Origin of the sequence: Tenacibaculum aestuarii, from assembly GCF_964510395.1 — a bacterium.
Classification (GTDB): domain Bacteria; phylum Bacteroidota; class Bacteroidia; order Flavobacteriales; family Flavobacteriaceae; genus Polaribacter; species Polaribacter aestuarii.
Genome location: NZ_CAZEFY010000003.1, coordinates 736,117 through 754,891, shown reverse-complemented (window position 1 = coordinate 754,891; position 18,775 = coordinate 736,117). Strand labels below are relative to the sequence as shown.

The 18,775-nt window shown below is 32.7% G+C and carries 17 protein-coding genes; 6 read left to right on the top strand and 11 right to left on the bottom strand.

Going from position 1 to position 18,775, the window contains the following annotated elements:
- Positions 1-213: 213 nt before the first annotated feature.
- The 4 genes from ACKTSU_RS09555 to ACKTSU_RS09540 are packed head-to-tail and all read right to left on the bottom strand — an operon-like array spanning position 214 to position 4,372.
- Entirely contained in the window at positions 214-852 is a 639-nt protein-coding gene (locus ACKTSU_RS09555) for an alpha/beta hydrolase (RefSeq protein ID WP_408036188.1), read from the bottom strand.
- 4 nt (positions 853-856) lie between these two features.
- The gene (locus ACKTSU_RS09550; RefSeq protein WP_408036186.1) at positions 857-1,183 is read right to left on the bottom strand and encodes a hypothetical protein; all 327 of its coding nucleotides are present in this window, start codon (positions 1,181-1,183) and stop codon (positions 857-859) included.
- Positions 1,184-1,187: 4 nt separating this feature from the next.
- Positions 1,188-2,447: a dihydroorotase gene (locus ACKTSU_RS09545; RefSeq protein WP_408036184.1), complete on the bottom strand. Its 1,260-nt coding sequence runs from the start codon at positions 2,445-2,447 to the stop codon at positions 1,188-1,190.
- Positions 2,444-4,372 (bottom strand): BatA domain-containing protein, encoded by a 1,929-nt coding sequence (locus tag ACKTSU_RS09540; RefSeq protein WP_408036182.1) that lies wholly within the window; start codon positions 4,370-4,372, stop codon positions 2,444-2,446. The genes ACKTSU_RS09545 and ACKTSU_RS09540 overlap by 4 nt, the downstream gene beginning before the upstream one ends.
- Positions 4,373-4,493: 121 nt before the next feature.
- On the opposite strand from ACKTSU_RS09540, the gene ACKTSU_RS09535 reads away from it, so the two are divergent.
- From ACKTSU_RS09535 to rlmF, 3 genes are read left to right on the top strand one after another with little or no spacing between them, the layout of a single operon-like run.
- On the top strand, positions 4,494-5,156 hold the full coding sequence (locus ACKTSU_RS09535) for a class I SAM-dependent methyltransferase (RefSeq protein ID WP_408036180.1): 663 nt from the start codon (positions 4,494-4,496) through the stop codon (positions 5,154-5,156).
- Positions 5,156-6,751, top strand: a complete 1,596-nt coding sequence (gene bshC / locus ACKTSU_RS09530; RefSeq protein WP_408036178.1) for a bacillithiol biosynthesis cysteine-adding enzyme BshC — start codon at positions 5,156-5,158, stop codon at positions 6,749-6,751. The genes ACKTSU_RS09535 and bshC overlap by 1 nt, the downstream gene beginning before the upstream one ends.
- A complete protein-coding gene (gene rlmF, locus ACKTSU_RS09525) occupies positions 6,751-7,608 on the top strand; it encodes a 23S rRNA (adenine(1618)-N(6))-methyltransferase RlmF (protein ID WP_408036176.1) in 858 nt (285 codons plus the stop codon). The genes bshC and rlmF overlap by 1 nt, the downstream gene beginning before the upstream one ends.
- A gap of 218 nt (positions 7,609-7,826) precedes the next feature.
- On the opposite strand, the gene ACKTSU_RS09520 is transcribed toward rlmF, so the two are convergent.
- The 7 genes from ACKTSU_RS09520 to meaB all read right to left on the bottom strand — a co-directional run bounded on the left by ACKTSU_RS09520 (position 7,827) and on the right by meaB (position 16,051).
- The gene (locus ACKTSU_RS09520) at positions 7,827-9,668 is read right to left on the bottom strand and encodes a PLP-dependent aminotransferase family protein (RefSeq protein ID WP_408036174.1); all 1,842 of its coding nucleotides are present in this window, start codon (positions 9,666-9,668) and stop codon (positions 7,827-7,829) included.
- A gap of 228 nt (positions 9,669-9,896) precedes the next feature.
- Positions 9,897-10,265: a VOC family protein gene (locus ACKTSU_RS09515; protein WP_408036172.1), complete on the bottom strand. Its 369-nt coding sequence runs from the start codon at positions 10,263-10,265 to the stop codon at positions 9,897-9,899.
- Between the two features lie 200 nt (positions 10,266-10,465).
- Complete coding sequence (locus ACKTSU_RS09510) at positions 10,466-11,281, bottom strand: AraC family transcriptional regulator (protein ID WP_408036170.1); 816 nt, start codon at positions 11,279-11,281, stop codon at positions 10,466-10,468.
- 252 nt (positions 11,282-11,533) lie between these two features.
- Positions 11,534-11,932, bottom strand: coding sequence for a DUF6678 family protein (locus ACKTSU_RS09505; RefSeq protein ID WP_408036168.1), 399 nt, complete (start codon positions 11,930-11,932; stop codon positions 11,534-11,536).
- Positions 11,933-12,051: 119 nt separating this feature from the next.
- A complete protein-coding gene (locus ACKTSU_RS09500) occupies positions 12,052-14,190 on the bottom strand; it encodes an amino acid permease (protein ID WP_408036167.1) in 2,139 nt (712 codons plus the stop codon).
- Positions 14,191-14,335: 145 nt separating this feature from the next.
- Entirely contained in the window at positions 14,336-14,680 is a 345-nt protein-coding gene (locus ACKTSU_RS09495; protein ID WP_408036165.1) for a tRNA-binding protein, read from the bottom strand.
- A 300-nt stretch (positions 14,681-14,980) separates the two neighbouring features.
- Complete coding sequence (gene meaB, locus ACKTSU_RS09490) at positions 14,981-16,051, bottom strand: methylmalonyl Co-A mutase-associated GTPase MeaB (protein ID WP_408036163.1); 1,071 nt, start codon at positions 16,049-16,051, stop codon at positions 14,981-14,983.
- A gap of 100 nt (positions 16,052-16,151) precedes the next feature.
- Here meaB and ACKTSU_RS09485 point away from each other — a divergent pair, with 100 nt between their 5' ends.
- From ACKTSU_RS09485 to ACKTSU_RS09475, 3 genes are read left to right on the top strand one after another with little or no spacing between them, the layout of a single operon-like run.
- A complete protein-coding gene (locus tag ACKTSU_RS09485) occupies positions 16,152-16,706 on the top strand; it encodes an RNA polymerase sigma factor (RefSeq protein ID WP_408036161.1) in 555 nt (184 codons plus the stop codon).
- Positions 16,699-17,265, top strand: a complete 567-nt coding sequence (locus ACKTSU_RS09480) for a hypothetical protein (RefSeq protein ID WP_408036159.1) — start codon at positions 16,699-16,701, stop codon at positions 17,263-17,265. Before ACKTSU_RS09485 ends, ACKTSU_RS09480 begins: the two co-directional genes overlap by 8 nt.
- Positions 17,246-18,757 (top strand): hypothetical protein, encoded by a 1,512-nt coding sequence (locus ACKTSU_RS09475; RefSeq protein ID WP_408036157.1) that lies wholly within the window; start codon positions 17,246-17,248, stop codon positions 18,755-18,757. The genes ACKTSU_RS09480 and ACKTSU_RS09475 overlap by 20 nt, the downstream gene beginning before the upstream one ends.
- Positions 18,758-18,775 lie beyond the last annotated feature (18 nt).

Below are 18,775 nucleotides of genomic sequence, written 5' to 3'. Positions count from 1 at the left end.
AATTAATGAGGGCAAAATAGAGGTTGGTTGCTGTATCTTTAAACTCATAATTTTTGACTCTTGCTTGATAACTAAAAAACATTTCAAGAAAGATAATCAAGATAAAAAAAGGAGTACTCCAATAATATAGTATATCTTGGTTAAATAAGCTATTAATATTAATTGAGCTAGATAGCAAAAAACAGTTAACTTATGTTTTTATAACAGCTAAAACTATAGTCTTTTCTCAATCCAGTTTTTGAAACTATAAAAGTTTTGAGGAGCAACTCCATGTCCGACCGGATATTCAGAGTATTCGTTTTCTAAATTAAAGTTTTCTAGTAGAATAGGAGCTTTTCTAGCCCAATCTACAGGAAGCACTTGGTCAACCGTTCCGTGAGAAATATAATAATCGGTATTCATTATATTATGTATCTCAGAAGGTAATAGTTCCTCGTTAATATAACCACTTAAAGCAACTACATGCTGCACTTTATTAGGGTACTTAAAACTTAGAGCGTAACTTAAAATGGCTCCTTGGCTAAAACCTAATAAGAAGGTTTTGTCAGGATTGGTATTATATTTTTCTTTGATTTCATCAATAAATATAGCAATTTTATCTATTGATTCATCAGCTTGAACTAAATCTGAAAATTTTCCGTTAATAGCATCGAAGTTGATAGCATACCAAGCATAACCTCCGTAGCCCATATCATGTGGAGCTCTAGCGCTTACTATTAATAAATCGTCAGGTAATTCTTCTGCAAATGAAAATAAATCTTCTTCATTACTTCCGTATCCGTGTAATAAAATTAATAGAGGCGGATTAGAAGTTGAAGTTTTAGGTTCTCTTACAATATATTGTAAACTCATGTTCTTATATTCCTTTAAACAAGTTTTGAAATTGTTCTCCTACCACAGGAACTAGCTTTTTTTCTCCCTTTAAAACAGCTAAAAGGCTAATTATCCAAAGAGCAAACAACAATACTCCTACAGCCCAACCTATTGTATTTCCTAAGTATCTATATACAATCCAGATATTTGCCATGTACAATATGTTCAGTCCTAGCATTTGTCTGATATAAAAACTGGCAAAGGCATTTTTATTGTTCATGTTTAAAACAAAAGCAACAATAAGTCCTATTACTGTAAAATGACTGATAATCGCAGCGGTTTTTCCTTCGTTCACTGTCAGGTTTTTCATAATTTTATGAATTTAAAATTAGTTGATTTTTAGAAAAAACTCCGTAGGCTTTACCTTTTAATTTTTTCTCTAAAAAGATACTGTTTTTCGAGGTAGAAATAATGTTTTCTTCAGAAAAAGTATATTCTCCTTTAGGATTAAATATAGATAAAGTAGCTTTTTCATTCTCTTTAATAGTAACAGAATCAACTCCGAAACGTTTCCTAGGATTGTCAGATAAACAGTTTACAATTGTTTCAATATCTAACACGGTATTTAATGCTCCGAAAGCACTTTCTAAACCAATAGTTCCGTCTTTTGCAGTAGAATATTCTACTTTTTTATGCTCTACATCAATCGGATTATGGTCGGTAGTAATAATATCAATACTACCGTCTTTTACTCCTTGTAGTAAGGCTATTCTGTCTTCTTCGGTACGTAGAGGTGGGGTTACTTTTTTATTCGCGTCAAAACCATGCAATTCATCATCTGTTAAAAATAAATTATGAACTGCAACGCTACACGTTACATTTAATCCTTTTTCTTTAGCGTCTTTAATCAGTTGAACAGATTTAGCGGTAGAAATTGTAGGTATATGCAATTTTCCTCCAGTATATTCTAACAAAAATAAATCACGAGCAATTTGAATTTCTTCTGCCAAAGCAGGAATTCCCTTCAACCCTAAAAGAGTGCTGTTCTTACCTTCATTTGCAACACCTTCACCAGCAATTAAATTATTTTTTGGAAAGCTTAAAACTAATCCGTCAAAATTTTGAGCGTACAGTAACGCAATTTTTAACAAATTATCATTGCTAACTGGTTTATTATAATCTCCAAAAGCAATAGCGCCTGATTGTTGCATGTCGTACATTTCTGACATTTCAATACCTTTACTTTGCTGTGTTAAAGCTCCGATTGGGTGAATGCTGGTAGCGGCTCCGTTTACTTTATTAATTAAAAACTCAACAGCCGATTTATTGTCAACTATAGGGTAGGTATTCGGGTTGATGGCTACATCGGTAAATCCGCTTTTAGCAGCTACTTGCACACCGTGTTGTAAGGTTTCGCGTTCTTCATATCCAGGTTCACCAAAAGATACACTAGTATCAAACCATCCTGTTGAAACGTGTAGATTATCGAGTTCTATAACTTGACAGTCTTCTTTTGGTTCGATAGCATCATCAATTGTAGTGATTATTCCGTCAGTAATTAAAATATCTTTGGTTTGCTTGTGGTAAGGGCTAGAAGCATCTATAATTGTTGCCGATTTAAGCAGCGTTGTCATGGTTTAAAGAATTTTAAAATCAAAATTTCTAACAGCAAAGATACAATAGCTAGTGCCAAAAACCATTTCCAAAACCATTGAATTTTATTTTCATTATTAATATTTTCTAAAGTGTCTTTAACTGAAGTAGAAATAGTAGTGTTATCAATACCTGAAAGAGTTAAAAAATCTAATGAACTTTCACTTTTTGGATAGTTAAAAGCGCAGTTTTTTATCAGGTTATTTTGTTGTTTAATTTGATAAAAACCAGCAACTAAAGGTTCTTCTTTAGTGGTAATTCGTACTTTATTTTGAAAGGTTTGTTGTAAGGGAATGAAGGAACCAGTGTTGGAAGTGATGGTTAAAATTTCATCTTTTCCTAAGTGTTTATCAATGTCGATTGTATTTTGTTTGTCAATCGTGTAGTATAATTCTGAAAGTTGTAAACTCTGTTTTCCGATGTTGTAAAAAACGGGAACTATTAATGGAGAATTGATAAAATTGCTATTTTCTTTTTGAAGTGAAGCAGCTACCCAATACAAGGAAGCTTTTGGTAAATGAACTTGTTGAATAAAACCTTGTTTGTTTTCAAAAGAAATAAGATTGGAAGCGTTTTTGAATGTAGTATTGAACAACGTTTTTACAAAGGGATATTGAAAATTAGTAACCTTTTTTTCAAACACATTTTTTAAAAGCGGGTGATTGTAATTAATATCTGTAATTTTTAAACTGTCATTTTTTTGTGAAAGTAGACTTCCAATATTCAATTTGTTGAATAAGTTATTGTATGAATTAATGGTTGAATTTTGATTCGGAATAACAATAATATTTCCTCCATTTTCTACATAAGATTCTAAGCTATTGATAAGTGTTTGCGGAATGTTTTCTAATTCATTTAAAATTACGAGATGTTGCTTCGGAATTTCATTATAATTCACATTTTGAAACGAAGAAGCGGTAAAGTTAAATTCCTCTTTCGTGTAGATTCTACTCAGAAAATCGGCCGATTCACCTACGCTTAACACATTAGTTTTTTCGTTGGTGTAGATGGTAAAGTAGAATGAGTTGTCAAAGCTATAGGTGTCTTTAAAATTAAGATCAATTTTTCCTAAGAAAATAGGTGATTTTACAATAGAAAAAGTGATTTGTGTAGTGTTGTTTTCTTCTATTGAAAAAGTTTGTTTGTTAATGAGTTTGTCGGCATTATAAAGAGCAATCGGAATATCTTTTTTAGCACCTCCTTGATTTCTAACAGTGATATGAATATTGAAGTTTGAAGAACCATTGTCGTTAACAAAAACACTATCAATAGAAATATTGCTTTTTTGTTCAGGACTTACTTTAACCAAAGTTGTATTGGAAGGAAAATTAGTAATATCTTCTTTTTTGATGTTTTGAAAATCAGAAATAAGGATGTTTTTGGTATTGTTTGAAGTGTTTTCATTTGCCGCTTTTAACAACACATCTTTTAAGTTCGTTTTTTTAGCAGTATTGCTAACTTTTAACAAAATGTCTTTAAGTTCAGAAGCTGTTTTGTTTTTATAAAAATTATCTTGAGTAGCTAACGAGTAGTTGGCTTTATCTGATAAGTTTTCAATAATTTCTTGCGAAGCTATTTGTAGTAAGTTTCCTTTTTCACCAATAGCAGCGGTACTTAATGAATTATCTAAAAAAATAAAAAAGTTTTGCTTTTCATCTGCTTTATGATTGCTAAAATAAGGTTGGGCAAACGCAAAAATTAAAGCAGTAAGTAATAATAATCGTGTAGCTAAAATCAACCATTTTTTTATGCGAGAGCTTTTACGAGTTTGCAACACTAACTTTTGTAAAAAAGCTACATTGGTAAACGGAACTTTTACAAATCGCTGTAATTGGAACAAATGCACCAAAATAGGAATGAGCAAAAAAGCTAAGAAATATAAAACTTCTGGTTGTTTAAACTGCATACTCGTGTTTTACCAATTGTAAAAATAGCCAAATTGATGGTTTAAAAAAGAATGTAGTTAAAAATCTGTTAGAAGGAAGTTTCTTTTTCGACAAAGAAGTAAAATTTCCTATTTTTGAACTATGACTACAAAAGAGAGTGAATGTACACTTCCAGAAAATTTATTAAAAGAACACTGGGAAACTGCGTATAAAAAAAATCCTACTGAAAAACTGGGTTGGTTCGAAGAAAATTCGAAAGAAACCATTGAATTAATAGAGAAATCAGGTGTTGCTAAAGATGCCAAAATTTTAAATGTAGGTGTTGGGTCATCAATGTTGATTGATGAATTAGTCAACAAAGGGTACTCCCAATTAATAGCTAACGATTTATCGGAAAAAGCACTAAATGATATAAAAAATCGGCTAGGAGAAAATGCTTCGAAAGTTAGTTTTATTGCTGATGATATTATTAATCCGACACAACTTCAAGGGATAGAAGAAGTAACTGTTTGGAACGATAGAGCTGTACTACATTTCTTTTTAAAAGAAGAAGAACAAAATGCCTATTTTAACCTGCTAAAGAAGCTTGTAAAAGTAAACGGATTCGTAATTATTGCTGTTTTTGCTTTAGACGGAGCAGAAAAATGTTGTGGACTGCAATTACAACGTTACAATACGGAAATGTTACAAGAAAAATTAGGAAACGATTTTGTTTTAGTCAATAGTTTTAATCACACATTTGTAAATCCGTACGGAGGAGAACGTCCGTATGTTTACACATTATTTCAAAGAGCCAACAAGTAATGAAAGTAACTAATATACCTTATAGAGATACAGGATTCTTTTCTAAAACAATGGAGGACTATTTAAAGGCTGATGAAAAGATTCAACCTTTTTATAATCACTATCCGAGTTTACGAAACTTTGAAAAACAGTTAGAAGAAAAGAAAGCAACCCCTATTTCAAGCACTCAAAGGAAAAGGTTAGTTGAAGTATTGAGAAAACAATACAAAGACGTTGATTTATCTTTTGAGACACAAAAAAATATAGAAAGTTTACTAAAAGAGAATACGTTTACAATAACAACAGGCCATCAGTTGAATTTGTTTACGGGTCCGTTATATTTTCTGTATAAAATTATATCAACCATAAACATGTGCGAGCATTTATCAATGCAATTTCCTAATGAGAATTTTGTACCTGTATATTGGATGGCAACTGAAGACCACGACTTTGAAGAAATTAACTTCTTTAACTTTAAAGGGAAAAAAGTACAGTGGAACTCTGATCAAAAAGGACCTGTAGGACGTTTTACAACCGAAGGGTTACAAGATGTTTTTGAAGTATTTGCTGAACATTTAGGAAGTTCAAAAAATGCTATTCAAATAAAAGAACTTTTTGAAAAAGGATATTTACAGCACAAAACATTAGCAGGTGCAACCAGATATATAGCCGATAAACTTTTTGGAAAGTATGGTTTGGTAATTTTAGATGCTGATGAAAGAGAATTAAAAAGAGCACTAACACCTTATGTAGAACACGATTTGTTACACGAAACCTCTTATAAAGAAGTATCGAAAACAATTACAGAACTAGAACAATCATATAAAATACAAGTAAATCCGCGTGAGATAAACTTATTTTATATTACCGATAGGATTCGCGAACGTATTGTTCTTGAAAACGGAATTTACAAAGTAAACAATACAGATATTTCTTGGACAAAGGATGAAATCTTAGACCATTTACATAGTCAGCCAGAATGCTTTTCGCCAAACGTAATTATGCGTCCACTATATCAAGAGGTAATTTTACCGAACTTATGTTACATAGGTGGAGGAGGAGAGTTAGCTTATTGGTTAGAGTTAAAGGCATATTTTGATAAAGTAAATGTTCCGTTTCCTATTTTATTATTGAGAAATTCAGCTCAAATACTTTCAGAAAAGCAGTTAGGTAAGTTAGAAAAACTAAACGTTTCAGAAGAAGAACTCTTTTTAAAACAAGATGACTTACTAGCAAGAAAAGTGTTAGCTAACGGCGATACTAAGGTAGATTTTACCAAGCAAAAACAGTTTTTACAACAACAATTTGATGATTTACGTGAGCTAGCTAAAAAAACCGATGTTTCTTTCTTAGGAGCTGTAAATGCACAAGAAATAAAACAGGTGAAAGGATTAGAAAACCTTGAAAAAAGATGGTTGCGAGCAGAAAAACGACGTCAAAAAGAAATGGTTGAAAGAATCGTAGCTTTGCAAAACGAATTATTACCTAATCAAAGTTTAGAAGAGCGTCAACGTAATTTTTCAGAGTTCTATTTAGAGTATGGAGCAGACTTCATTACAATTCTAAAAGAAAACTTACATCCGTTACAACTAGAGTTTACCCTTATTACACTTTAATGAGCGCAAAAAAAGGATTACATCCTAAAAACATACACAATCAAGGATACGACTTCACGCTATTAGTAGAAAAGTATCCGAAACTTTCTGAATTTATCATTGAAAAGTTTGAGAAAGAGACCATCGATTTTTCTGACCCAATAGCTGTAAAAGAGTTTAATAAGGCATTATTAGTAGCTCATTATGATATTAAACACTGGAATTTTTCTGATGAGAACTTATGTCCACCCATACCTGGAAGAGTAGACTATGTTCACCACTTAGCTGATTTGGTAGCAGGTGAGGAAAACGTAACGGTGTTAGATATTGGTACAGGGGCAAGTTGTATTTATCCTTTGTTGGGAATTGCAGTATACGATTGGAATTTTGTAGCAACCGATATCGATTTAGATTCGTTAGATTATGCTCAGGATATTATAGATGATAATGGTTTTACTGATAAGGTTGAATTAAGGCAACAGTTTAAAGAAGAACATATCTTAGAAGGAATTATAGAAGAAGGTGATGCATTTACGATAACTATGTGTAATCCGCCATTTTATAAATCGGCAGAAGAGGCGAGAGGAGCCAACCGAAGAAAATCGAGAAACTTAGGGAATAATGCAGTACGTAACTTTGCAGGAAACTCTAATGAGTTATGGTATATAGGCGGAGAGAAAGCTTTTTTGCATACCTATTTATATGAGAGTTCTAAATATCCGAAAGTAAGTAAATGGTTTACGAGTTTGGTTTCTAAAAAAGAAAACGTAGAAAGCTTACAGAACTCAGGAAAAAAGTTAGGAGTTAAAGAATTCAAAGTAATTCCTATGCACCAAGGAAACAAGGTAACACGTATAGTGTGTTGGAGGTTTTTGTAGTTAGGTGTTAGGATACAAGTAGTTAATAAACGTCATTTCGAGTGATAACGAGAAATCTCATCAAGGGAAGTAACTCCCATCGTTAAGATTTCTCAGTCGTAGATTCCTTCGAAATGACGTTTTGTTTTGTCGTCATTACGAGTGATAACGAAGTAATCTTTTTGTAGAAAGTGAGATAGCTACGTCGTTATCACTCCTCGCTATGACGTTTATAGTTCTTAAATACTATTTACAAAGTCTAAGAAAACTTTTTTATGAAGCGCTAAATCCATATTAGGAGATAGTGCTACACGAGCAATATAATCTTTATCCCCTTCTTTGGTAGTTCCTTGTGTTGAGGTTGCAGGAATTGTCCAGTAACAACCTTTTAACTGTCCGTAGCTTACACAATACTTACTTTCATTTGGAATTTCAGTAATCATTAAATTGATAAGCTTTAAGTTTAAGGCTCTTTTATAGGCTTCTTTTTCTTCTGCAGTATTTCCTTTGGTAGGAAGGTCTAACGAAAATACAGATGGCGTAAATCCTTGTGCTGCTAGTTCTTCTGAAACAAAATTGATTTTAGCATCAGGTAAAACTTCATGAATAAAGTTTACAAACTCACGCGTATTCTTGTAAGCATCACTAATTCGTTGCGTCATAGAAGGCATTTGTGTAGCTAATATTTCGTATTGAAGCGGAGTAGCTTCGTTATCGCAAATATGTAAGTGCTTTTCTATTTTTTCTATTAACGCATTGGTTGTTTTATTTCCAACACAGTACCCAGCAGTACATTTTCCACCACTAGGGAATTTAGAACCACTAGCAAACGAAATAGTTCTAATATTGGCTAACATGTCTGTATCTCCTAAAAAGTGAACATTCGGACAGAAAGTTTGGTCTAAAATAAACACAGGATCAACCGCTGTTTCACCAGTAGGAGTTGTACGTTTTTTACTCAAAACATCTCTTAAATCGGTAAGATTAGGTACTTCTACTCTTGGGTTGGTCGGAATTTCAGCAATGATATACGGAACCGCATCTTGTGCTGCAATGTTAGTTAACACAGTGTCAATACTTTCTACCATGTCGTTGTCACCATCAACAGGTAAATCAACAATGTCTACGTTGTTTAAACAAGCAGCAACACGTCTCGCTTGGTCGTTTGTACCACCATAACAGTTTGGAGGTACAACAATTTTAATAGCTTTTCCTTTATGGTTTTCAAGAGCATCGTCAATCAATCCCATTAAAATGGCGTATTGTATTGAAAGTCCACTTGAAGCTACTAACGCTTTTGTGCTGGTATTGGTAATTTCATTGATGAGTTTCTCAACCTTCGCTTTGTTTTGTGCTACGTCAGTTACTGTAACCTCATACGGCTCATCGATAAGACTTTTTAACGCTTTTAATGAATTAGCAGGAGTTATGGCAATAGTTTCTCTTCTTCTTACATGTTGAATGTCTGAAATATAAGAATCGTTTTGCTCACCGTTAACTAATAAAAAGCTTCCTAATTCTGGGTGTGTGTTGATGTAAAAATCAACGTTTGGTACAATGGTAAAGTTGCAAATAGCTTCTTGTTCAACAATCAATACTGTGCTACCATCAAACTCAGGAATAGCTTCAACACTATCTACTTTTTTTAATTCAAACTGATATCCGTATACGCTCTTAATTACCTCTGCATCAAAAAAGCTAGGAATTTCATTGGTGTACACTATTTGCGTGTTTTTATTAGCAAACAAATTCGCTCTTAACACAGCCAATACAGGAACTGTTTGTGACGAAAAACTAATTACATTTGCTGCTTTAGTGTTGTATAGTTTGGCTATCGTCCACTCTAATACAGACGATAACGGATGCCCTAAACGAATATAATCGTATGCAGTTGGCAACTCGCTTAAAGCTGAAGCAGTAGCATCGTTGTTTTTATACAAATCTTCAAACTGCTCTAAAAACTGAGTTTTGGCTAGCTTTTCTACATAAATATCCAGACGGTGCGTGGTTAGGTTTAACCAATCTGCTGGCATATTTTCTACAACATTTTTTATATAGGTATGTAAGTTTTTGTCTTGCATTATAGGTGTCTTTTAATAAGACTGCAAGATACGTTAATTAGATTTTTTTAGAAAGGGTTGAGAGAATGGTTTTATACAGGGAGTTTTGCTTTTGGTTTGGTAGATGAGCTGTAGCATAGACTACAAATTAGGTGTTCAACTTTCAAGACACTTTAATAAAAAGAAATAACGGTTTGAGTTAGTACCCAAACCATTATTACTTCCCTTTGTTGTTAGGAGTTTGTTTTTTTAATTTGGCGAATGAAGCCCAATTTTATTTCCTTCTGAGTCGAGAAAAATAGCAAAGTACCCGTTTTCGTCAGCATGAGGTGTTTTAGGTATCACAATATTTCCACCATGTTCTTCTACTTTATCAATAATAGTTTGTAGGTTGTCTCCACCATTAAGATAAATGGTAACCCCACTTGCAGAAGGTTCATAACCTTCGCCTTTTATAATTACTCCTGTAACCATTTGACCTTGGTAGGGAAATAAACCCATTTCCATTCCTGGAAAATCTAATCTTTCAATTTCTATTCCTAAAATTTCTTTGTAAAAATTAACGGCTCGTGTAATGTTGGTTGCAGGAATTTCAAAAATTGAGACATAACTTTTCATCTGTTTTATGCTTTTAGTGATTGATTCTTTAGATTGTGTTGTTTTAGAGACTGAAGTGCCTTTGTTTTTGCAAGACACAATGCAAAAAAGTAGGGCAATAATGGTAATAAGTGTGTTATTTTTCATTTTCAGCTTAGTATTATTGATGCAAAACTAAGAGCAGAAAATTAGTTGAAATTGTAAAAATGCGACACCTTAGCTTATTTGTAAAATAGAGTAGAAAGCTTCAAGCTTTCGTCAGTAAGAAACTCTTTGGGGTTTATTCCTGTAAATTCTCTAAAGTCTTTAATGAAGTGGGCTTGGTCGAAATAGTCGCTTTTATAGGCAACATCGGTTAGGTTTTTAGACTTTTGGTTAAGCATCAATTTTAAAGCTGTTTGTAACCGAATTATTTTTCCTAATTGTTTGGGACTTACTCCAATTTGTTTTTTGAAGTTTCTTTCAAGCTGTCTTCGTTTAGACAGGTTATTTTCGAGGATTGAGTTTATAGGAGCACTTCCGTTTGTAGATAGTAGGGTATCCACAGTGTTTTTTACTATTTTATGAATCGTTTTTTGGTCGTTAAAGGTATGTAAAAGAAGCTTTTCGATTATGTCTATACGTTGTATCGTATTTTCAGCGTTGATTATTTTTTGTTGCAAACCATCTGCGATTTCCTTGTCAAAAAGTAGGTTTAGGGGTGTTTCTTTATTTGCCAAGTTGTTGATTGGTTCAGAAATAAAATTAGCAAACCCATAAGGATAAAATCTAATAGCAAAAGTATTGACATAACCTGTTGGTTCAATATAAAATGGCTCAATTGTTTGCCCCAATATCATTGCCCGTGGTTGAAGTATAAAGTCATTTTCGGAAGTGTATCGTTTTATATCGTCTCCAAGAATAAATGCCATTTCTATACAACCATCTGGTACAATTCGTTGTTTTTGTGGTTCGGTATGTATGGGGACTTCCAAAGTCCAATAACAACTAATAATTGACTTTAAATTTGTATGTGGTTCGTATGTTTGGTAGTCCATTTTGTCGTTTAATCTTTTTCAGCATGAGACATGGTTTACCAAAGATATAACTTAAGAAGTATAGACTAATAGAATAAGACTATTAGATACGTTAATTAGATTTTTTTAGAAAGAGAGTAGAGGGCAGTTTTTACTGTTTAGTTATTGGGTTAAAAAGAATGGTTTTTGTTTAAGAATTTGTATTAGTGATTCTGAGTAAATTTGGGTATAGTTGAATTCAAGGGAATTATAATTGTGGATTATAGTATAACATTATTTATACCCATATAATCTTAAAAATCCATTATATTTCTCTATATCAAAATCTCCAATTTTATTAATCAAATTTTTAATTTTAGTAATGTCTTGGCTATGTTCAGAAATTGTTTGTTTTGAAATTCGTTTATTATTAATCATTAGTGTTTTTTCAGGAAATTCAACCCATTCAATTTCTTTATATAAAATAGGTTCTATGAAAAAAGGATAGAAATCAACAAAGTTAAATTCAGTTTCCAGAACTTTTTCCCGTCCAATAAGTTTATACTTGATAAATACGGAATCAAATTCCTTAACTAAACTATCAAATAGTTTTTCCCATTTTGAATTATTCATAAATGATGAAAAATTACTTTTTTGGATGATATCATCTATATTTTTTTCTGTTAAGTTCACTTTTTGAGCTCAGCTGTTTTTATTATTTAAAAAGGGTTTAAGATATCTTCCGTTTTAATAAACCGATATAGTCAGGTAGCGAATATAGCTATTTTAAATCCTAGAAACCAAACCAAAAATTAACTAGTCTCCTCCGTATCCAGTTTATCTATTTCATAACTCATGTATTCCTTATACAGTTTCGCGATAGATTTGGTTTCTCCAAGTATGGTAAGCACATCATCTGTTAGTAAAACCGTAGAACCGTTAGGCGTAAACGTTTTGTCGTTTCTTTCAACCAAAGCCACTAAAACATCTTTTGGTAACTGAATTTCCTTTAGCTGTTTTCCTATCATGGTGTCTTGCGGAGTTCCTTCGAGTAGTTTGATGCTTACAAATCGCTCGTTTTGTAATAAAAACTCTTTAATTTCTCTGTGACTGTTCATTTTAAGCAAGGTTTTTACGATTTGCTCTCGTTCTAAAATATCAAGAAGTCTCGATAGCATACGCAATTGCTGTTTTGGGTTTTCATCAGAGTTAATTAGAAAAGCACAAATTTGTATGGGCTTTTTAAACTCATAGTCTTCAGACGGAAGCGTTCCTTCAATTGGTTTTTTAGAAATCACAATCTTCATGGAAGGATGTGAAACACTCTTAAACTTGGCATGAAAAACCAAAATACCAGGTAAAGTGATGACAGATTCATCAGGTATAGACTGAAAAAACTTGTGGAGTACTCCTTCTTTGTTGAGGTCTAATTCCCTACAAAAGTAATCGGAAGCAATATTTAAGACTTTGTCAAAATTAGTAGTATCCTTAATTATTTTTATTTTCGACTTAATTACGGTTTCATCAAAAGGATCCCCTTCACGAAGTCCTTTTTCTTTTAAAATGGTCATTAATTCATTCTCCAATTCATCGTATTGGTGTCTTCCTAAAAGTGCAAACCAATGAAAAATAGCGCCTTCTCGTTTTACTTTTCCTTTAGAATAGAAGTGATACCAAAGTAAGCCTATAACAATAATACCAGAGGTAAAAAGTATGGGCATCCATCCTAAATAAATAATAAGGATGAATGAAATAACAATTCCGATAACTTGCATAAATGGGTATAATGGAGACAAATACCCAGGATCGTATGATTCTATTTTACTTTTTCTAAAAACAATAACAGAGAAGTTAATAAAGATAAAAATTAACAGTTGAAAGGTACTAGCAAGCTTTACAATACCTTCTTCTGATAGTACTAGAATGAATACTATAATTAATGCTGTGGTTAAAAATATAGCGACTACAGGACTTCCTTTTTTACCAATTTTGGCTAGAATAGCAGGAAACAGTTTATCGCGTCCCATGGCAAACGGATATCGTGATGCAGATAATAGTCCTGCATTCCCTGTAGAGGCAAAAGCGGCAAGTGCTGCTACCGACATTAATAACACTCCTACATTATCGGGTAACCATTTAAAAAGTTGTTCAGCGGCTGTAGCAGCTGGTGCCAATTCGTTAGCAAAGGCAGTAGGTTCAATAAGAGTTACCATAATAAAAACACCTAAACCATAAATTAATCCAGTAACGACTAATGAAAGTATCATTCCTAAAGGAATATTTCTTTCAGGGTTTTTAATTTCTTCTGCAACGCTTACTATTTGAGTGAGCCCTAGGTAGGAAACAAAAACAAAACCTATGGTAGTAAACATCCCTCCAAATCCGTTTGAAAAGAAAGGAGTAAATTGTTTGTTAATAGATTCATCGGTGATAGTATCTGAGGTGAAGATGGAAAAAAGACCATCTGCAATAAAACCAACTAAAATGACTAATAGAAATATGACAAACACCTTTTGAAAGGCGGAGGTTTTTTTAGCCCCCACTAAGTTTAATGCCATAAAAAAAAGAGTGGCTACGATAGCAACTACCTTGGTAGGAACTTCCCAAAATATAGCGGCATAAGCACCAATACCAATAATAGCAAAGGCTGTTTTAAGCATTAAAGCAAAATAGGTACCCAGTCCGCCAATGGTTCCCATAAGTGGACCTAAACTTCTGTCTAAAAAAAAGTAAGCACCTCCTGATCGTGGTAAAGCTGTTGATATTTCAGCAATACTAAACATGGTAGGTAGTATTAATACACCTGCAAGTAAATAGGCTAAAAACACAGAGGGTCCTGTGTAATGTGAGGCGATTCCTGGTAGTAAAAAGAAACCAGAGCTAAACATAGCTCCAGTACTTATGGCAAAAACATCAAATAATCCTAAGTCTTTTTTTAGTTTGTTCCTCATGGTTTTTGTGTTTAAGGCTTATTATTAAGTGGTTAGACCATGAGAAGATATGAAAAAAATTACACTTTTTAAGAGTGGCTTTTGTCAGAATAAAACTTATAGTGTTCTGTTTTACAGTATTGTAAAAGTACTTTGGTAAGAGCTTTTATGCAATTTTAGTCCCATTTTTAACCGCACGTTCAGCCGTTAAGAGTGTCACTTCTTTATCATCACCTAATCCTCCCAAAACCAAACATTCACTCATCATATTGGCAATTTGTTTTTTAGGAAAGTTCACTACTGCAACCACTTGTTTTCCTATTAATTCTTGTGGTTGGTATAGTTTGGTAATTTGTGCAGAGGTTTTTTTAATTCCATAGTCGCCAAAATCTACTTGCATTTTATACGCAGGATTTTTTACTTCTTCAAAAATTTCTGCAGAGATAATGGTGCCAATGCGCATTTCAACTTTTGTAAAATCGTTCCAAGTAAGTGTATTATTGTTTTCCATAGTTTAGTTTTTTGATAAGGTCTTTTTATAGACCCACGCAAGAAAGTAAATAATTAAATGTAACACAAGAAATGAGCCTCCTAAAAAAATAACAATAAGAGATTTTCCTTCTATAAAATTATCTTTATCACTAAAAATATAAATCAAAATTCCAGTGTATATAGAGAAGAAGATTAAGTTAGAATTAAATGTTTTCTTTTTTTTAGAATATATCAAACCACTAACTAAAAAAAGGAACAGGGCTATATATAATATATATAAAATAGAAAACTCAGAGTCTATAGGAATCATAAGAGAATTTTAACCTTTTAACAATCGTTTTGCAGCTGTAAACGGTGTGGTTTTTCCACTTTCCAGTTTGGCAACTTCTTGCTGTAACAAGTCTTTAATTTTAGGGTTGTTGTAAAAATTACTTTTTAGTTGTTGATTAATAGTTTCTAACAACCAATAGTTATTCTGTTCATTTCTTTTTTGTTGAAAATAGCCTGAATTTTTAGCTAAAGCAATATACTCATCAATCATCGTATATATAGCGTCAATTCCTTGATGTTGAAGTGCACTTGCCAACAATACTTTGGGTTGCCAACCACTATCTTTAGGCGGATATAAATGTAAGGCTCTGTTAAACTCAACTTTGGCAATCTTCGCATTTTTCTCATTACCACTGTCTGCTTTGTTAATCACAATGGCATCTGCCATTTCAATAATCCCACGCTTAATTCCTTGTAATTCATCACCAGCGCCTGCCAACTTCAACAATAAAAAGAAATCGGTCATCGAATGTACCGCAGTTTCTGATTGACCAACGCCTACAGTTTCAATAATAATGGTATCAAAACCTGCAGCTTCACACAAAATAATACTTTCGCGTGTTTTTTGAGCAACACCACCTAGTGAAGTCCCAGAAGAAGAGGGGCGGATAAATGCGTTTTCATCAGTAACCAATTCTTCCATACGAGTTTTATCTCCTAAAATACTTCCTTTATGTACCGAGCTACTTGGATCTACTGCTAATACCGCGACTTTTTTACCTAGTGAAGTTAAATGTTTTCCGAAAGATTCGATAAACGTACTTTTTCCTACTCCAGGAACTCCCGTAATTCCAATTCGTGCCGATTTATTGGCATGTGGCAAACAAGCTTCTAAAATTTCATTTGCTTGTTCTTGGTGTTTTGGATTGGTACTTTCTACTAAGGTAATCGCTCTACTTAAAAAAGGAATGTTTCCTGCCAATATTTGGGTTACAAATTCTTCTGTAGAGGTGCTTTTTCTTCTGCTACGTTTTATTTTTTCTGCGGATGATTTGCTAGTGGTTTCAGGTTGTGAAACTCCATCTTTTTCAGTAAGTGCAGATTTGTTTTTATCGGTCATTGTATAGCTAAAACAGAATAATAATGTAAATTTAGAAATAAAAATGCAGGAAAATGCAACGGAGTATAAAAAGACTCGTCTTTAGGGTAAGAAATCAAGAATGAAATCAACCAAACAGATACATCAACCGGTTATAGATGCCTGTAAAAATAATGATGCAAAAGCACAAATGCAATTGTATGATCTGTATTGTGATGCTATGTATACAGTGGCGTTGCGCTATGTAAAAGATTCATTTACTGCGGAAGATGTGATGCAGGAAGCGTTTATAAAAGCGTTTAAAAATATGGATGCCTATAAAGAAGAAGTAACGTTTGGGGCTTGGTTGAAAAGAATTGTGATCAATCAAAGTATTGATTATTTAAAAAAGAGAAAATTAGAATTGATTTCAATTAATGAAGAAACTACCACATTGGTAGATGACGATCATGAGAATTGGAATGTAGCGTCGACCATATCATATCAAGATATTGTAAACTGCATTCAACAATTAAAAGAGAAGTATAGGGTAGTGTTGACGCTGTTCTTATTAGAAGGGTATGACCACGGAGAAATTTCACAAATATTAGGGATTTCGGAAGTGAGTTCGAGAACACATTTATTACGAGGAAAAAAACAAGTACAAGAGCAATTAAAAGCAGTACATCATGTCTAGAGATCTTAGAGAAATACTAAAAAAAGAGGTTGAAAACTCAACGGAGTTATCAACAAATCACAGACAGCGTTTTCAACAAAAGTTGCTAGATGAATTGCACGAAAAACCATCAACAAGAAAATCATATCAATGGTTATTTGTAGCTGCATCAATTATGTTATTGGTGAGCATAGGGATTAAATTTTACCCGACAAATAATATAGAACCAGTTATAAAAGAGATTCCAGAAGAATATCGAAATCAAATTAGTTTAGGTTCTATTTCACCAGAATTAAAAACGGTGGAAGATTATTATGTAAATACAATTAATTACGAGTTAAGTCAATTAGAATTAACAAGTGCTAATAAAGAACTTTTTGATGGTTATTTAACTAAGATAGGTGAATTAACCAAAGAATATAAATCGCTAACTCAAGAGCTCAATACAAAAGGAGTTAACGATGATACTATCAATGCATTGATTGGAAATCTGCAACTACGTTTACAGCTGTTAAAACGTATGCAAAAACAATTACAAGAATTTAAAAATCCAACTCAAAATGACATTCAAACAATTTAAAATTAGTGTTTTTTCACTGTTTATAACTGGAGTTGTAGCTGCACAGCAGTACAATAAAAAGTTTAGTGAAAATTTTAAAACCAATAAAGATGTAGTGGTTAATATTAATGCGTCTAACGCTGAAATAGATGTAACCACATGGAACAAAAACGAAGTTTTGGTAGAGGCAATCGTAGAGATTGAAGGGCTCGATAAAAAGGAGGCTCAAAAATATTTAGACAATTGGAAATTTGAAGCTTTAGGAAACAAAAGTAAAGTGCAAATTAATGCCAACCGAAGTACTTTTCGTTCTGTAGGAAGTGAGAATATTGTCTTTTTTAATTCGTCGGATAATAATTACCCAAGAGTGTTTCAATTTGATAGTGATGATAAGGTAGTCGTAGTACCTGAAATGCCTGAGTTACCAGAGGTGAGAATTCCAGAAATGCCAGAGATGCCAGAGATTCCTGAAATTGAAATTCCAGAAATTAATTTTGAAGAAATTGTTACTGGTTTAGAAGAGGTAGAGTTTGATTTTGATAAGTATGCAAAAGACGGTGATAATTACTTTTTTCAATGGAAAGACGGTGTAAATGATATTACAATTAAATCGAAAAAAGAATGGGAAGAATTCAAGAAAACAGCTAAATATAAGGAGTTTAAAAAGCTTCAAGAAGAACGAAAAAAAGAAATTCAAGAAGAATTAAAAAAGATTAAAGTAGAAAGAATTAATCAAGAAGAACTAAGAAGAGAAGTAGCGAAAGCGAGAGCTGAGGTTCGAAAAATTAATAGAGAAGAGATTCGAAAAGAGATGGCGAAAGCTAGGGAAGAAATGCACAAGGCGAGAGAAGAGATGCATAAAGCAAGAAGAGAAATGAATAAAAATCGCGTTAGCTACTCGTTTTCATCAGATAGTAACAACTTTATGGTAAATGGTAAAAAAGTAAAAGTTACCAAAAAAATTATGGTAAAAGTACCAAAATCAGCAACGTTTGATTTAAATACACGTCACTGCAAAGTTACGCTACCTAAAACTAAGGCTTCAGGAAAAGTAAGTTACGGAACTTTTAAAGCAGATGCCTTAGATGGAGGTAAGTTAACCGTATCATTTTCACCAGTAACTATTAATTCATTAAACGCTTGTACGTTGTTTTTAAATAATGTAACCGATGCTCAATTAGCGTCGGTTACTAACGCAACGGTTAACTCAAACTCATCAGGAGTTGTAGTTAATAATGTATATAACGACGTAGAGGTAACTAATAAATTTGGTAATTTAACGATTGCAAAAGTGCATCCAAACCCAAACAGTTTTAAAGTGTTTTTAAATTATTCAGATGCCACTGTAAACCTTTCAGAATTAAAGGATAAGTTAGATTTTAAAGTTTCTAATGAAATTCGAAATTCTAAAAATGGAAGTGTAGAGTATAATGGAGATTTCACACTAACTTCAAAAGATAAAAAGATTGTAATAGATGGAAAATACAGTCAACTAGAACTGAAAAAACAGTAGATATATGTAAATAAAACT

What these genes read in the sequence shown, in the direction of transcription:
- ACKTSU_RS09540 (WP_408036182.1), bottom strand. Translation starts at nt 4,372, where the DNA reads ATGCAGTTTAAACAACCAGAAGTTTTATATTTCTTAGCTTTTTTGCTC.
- rlmF (WP_408036176.1), top strand. Translation starts at nt 6,751, where the DNA reads ATGAGCGCAAAAAAAGGATTACATCCTAAAAACATACACAATCAAGGA.
- ACKTSU_RS09535 (WP_408036180.1), top strand. Translation starts at nt 4,494, where the DNA reads ATGACTACAAAAGAGAGTGAATGTACACTTCCAGAAAATTTATTAAAA.
- ACKTSU_RS09555 (WP_408036188.1), bottom strand. Translation starts at nt 852, where the DNA reads ATGAGTTTACAATATATTGTAAGAGAACCTAAAACTTCAACTTCTAAT.
- ACKTSU_RS09475 (WP_408036157.1), top strand. Translation starts at nt 17,246, where the DNA reads ATGACATTCAAACAATTTAAAATTAGTGTTTTTTCACTGTTTATAACT.
- bshC (WP_408036178.1), top strand. Translation starts at nt 5,156, where the DNA reads ATGAAAGTAACTAATATACCTTATAGAGATACAGGATTCTTTTCTAAA.
- ACKTSU_RS09480 (WP_408036159.1), top strand. Translation starts at nt 16,699, where the DNA reads ATGTCTAGAGATCTTAGAGAAATACTAAAAAAAGAGGTTGAAAACTCA.
- ACKTSU_RS09495 (WP_408036165.1), bottom strand. Translation starts at nt 14,680, where the DNA reads ATGGAAAACAATAATACACTTACTTGGAACGATTTTACAAAAGTTGAA.
- ACKTSU_RS09500 (WP_408036167.1), bottom strand. Translation starts at nt 14,190, where the DNA reads ATGAGGAACAAACTAAAAAAAGACTTAGGATTATTTGATGTTTTTGCC.
- ACKTSU_RS09485 (WP_408036161.1), top strand. Translation starts at nt 16,152, where the DNA reads ATGAAATCAACCAAACAGATACATCAACCGGTTATAGATGCCTGTAAA.
- ACKTSU_RS09550 (WP_408036186.1), bottom strand. Translation starts at nt 1,183, where the DNA reads ATGAAAAACCTGACAGTGAACGAAGGAAAAACCGCTGCGATTATCAGT.
- ACKTSU_RS09510 (WP_408036170.1), bottom strand. Translation starts at nt 11,281, where the DNA reads ATGGACTACCAAACATACGAACCACATACAAATTTAAAGTCAATTATT.
- ACKTSU_RS09520 (WP_408036174.1), bottom strand. Translation starts at nt 9,668, where the DNA reads ATGCAAGACAAAAACTTACATACCTATATAAAAAATGTTGTAGAAAAT.
- ACKTSU_RS09515 (WP_408036172.1), bottom strand. Translation starts at nt 10,265, where the DNA reads ATGAAAAGTTATGTCTCAATTTTTGAAATTCCTGCAACCAACATTACA.
- meaB (WP_408036163.1), bottom strand. Translation starts at nt 16,051, where the DNA reads ATGACCGATAAAAACAAATCTGCACTTACTGAAAAAGATGGAGTTTCA.
- ACKTSU_RS09545 (WP_408036184.1), bottom strand. Translation starts at nt 2,447, where the DNA reads ATGACAACGCTGCTTAAATCGGCAACAATTATAGATGCTTCTAGCCCT.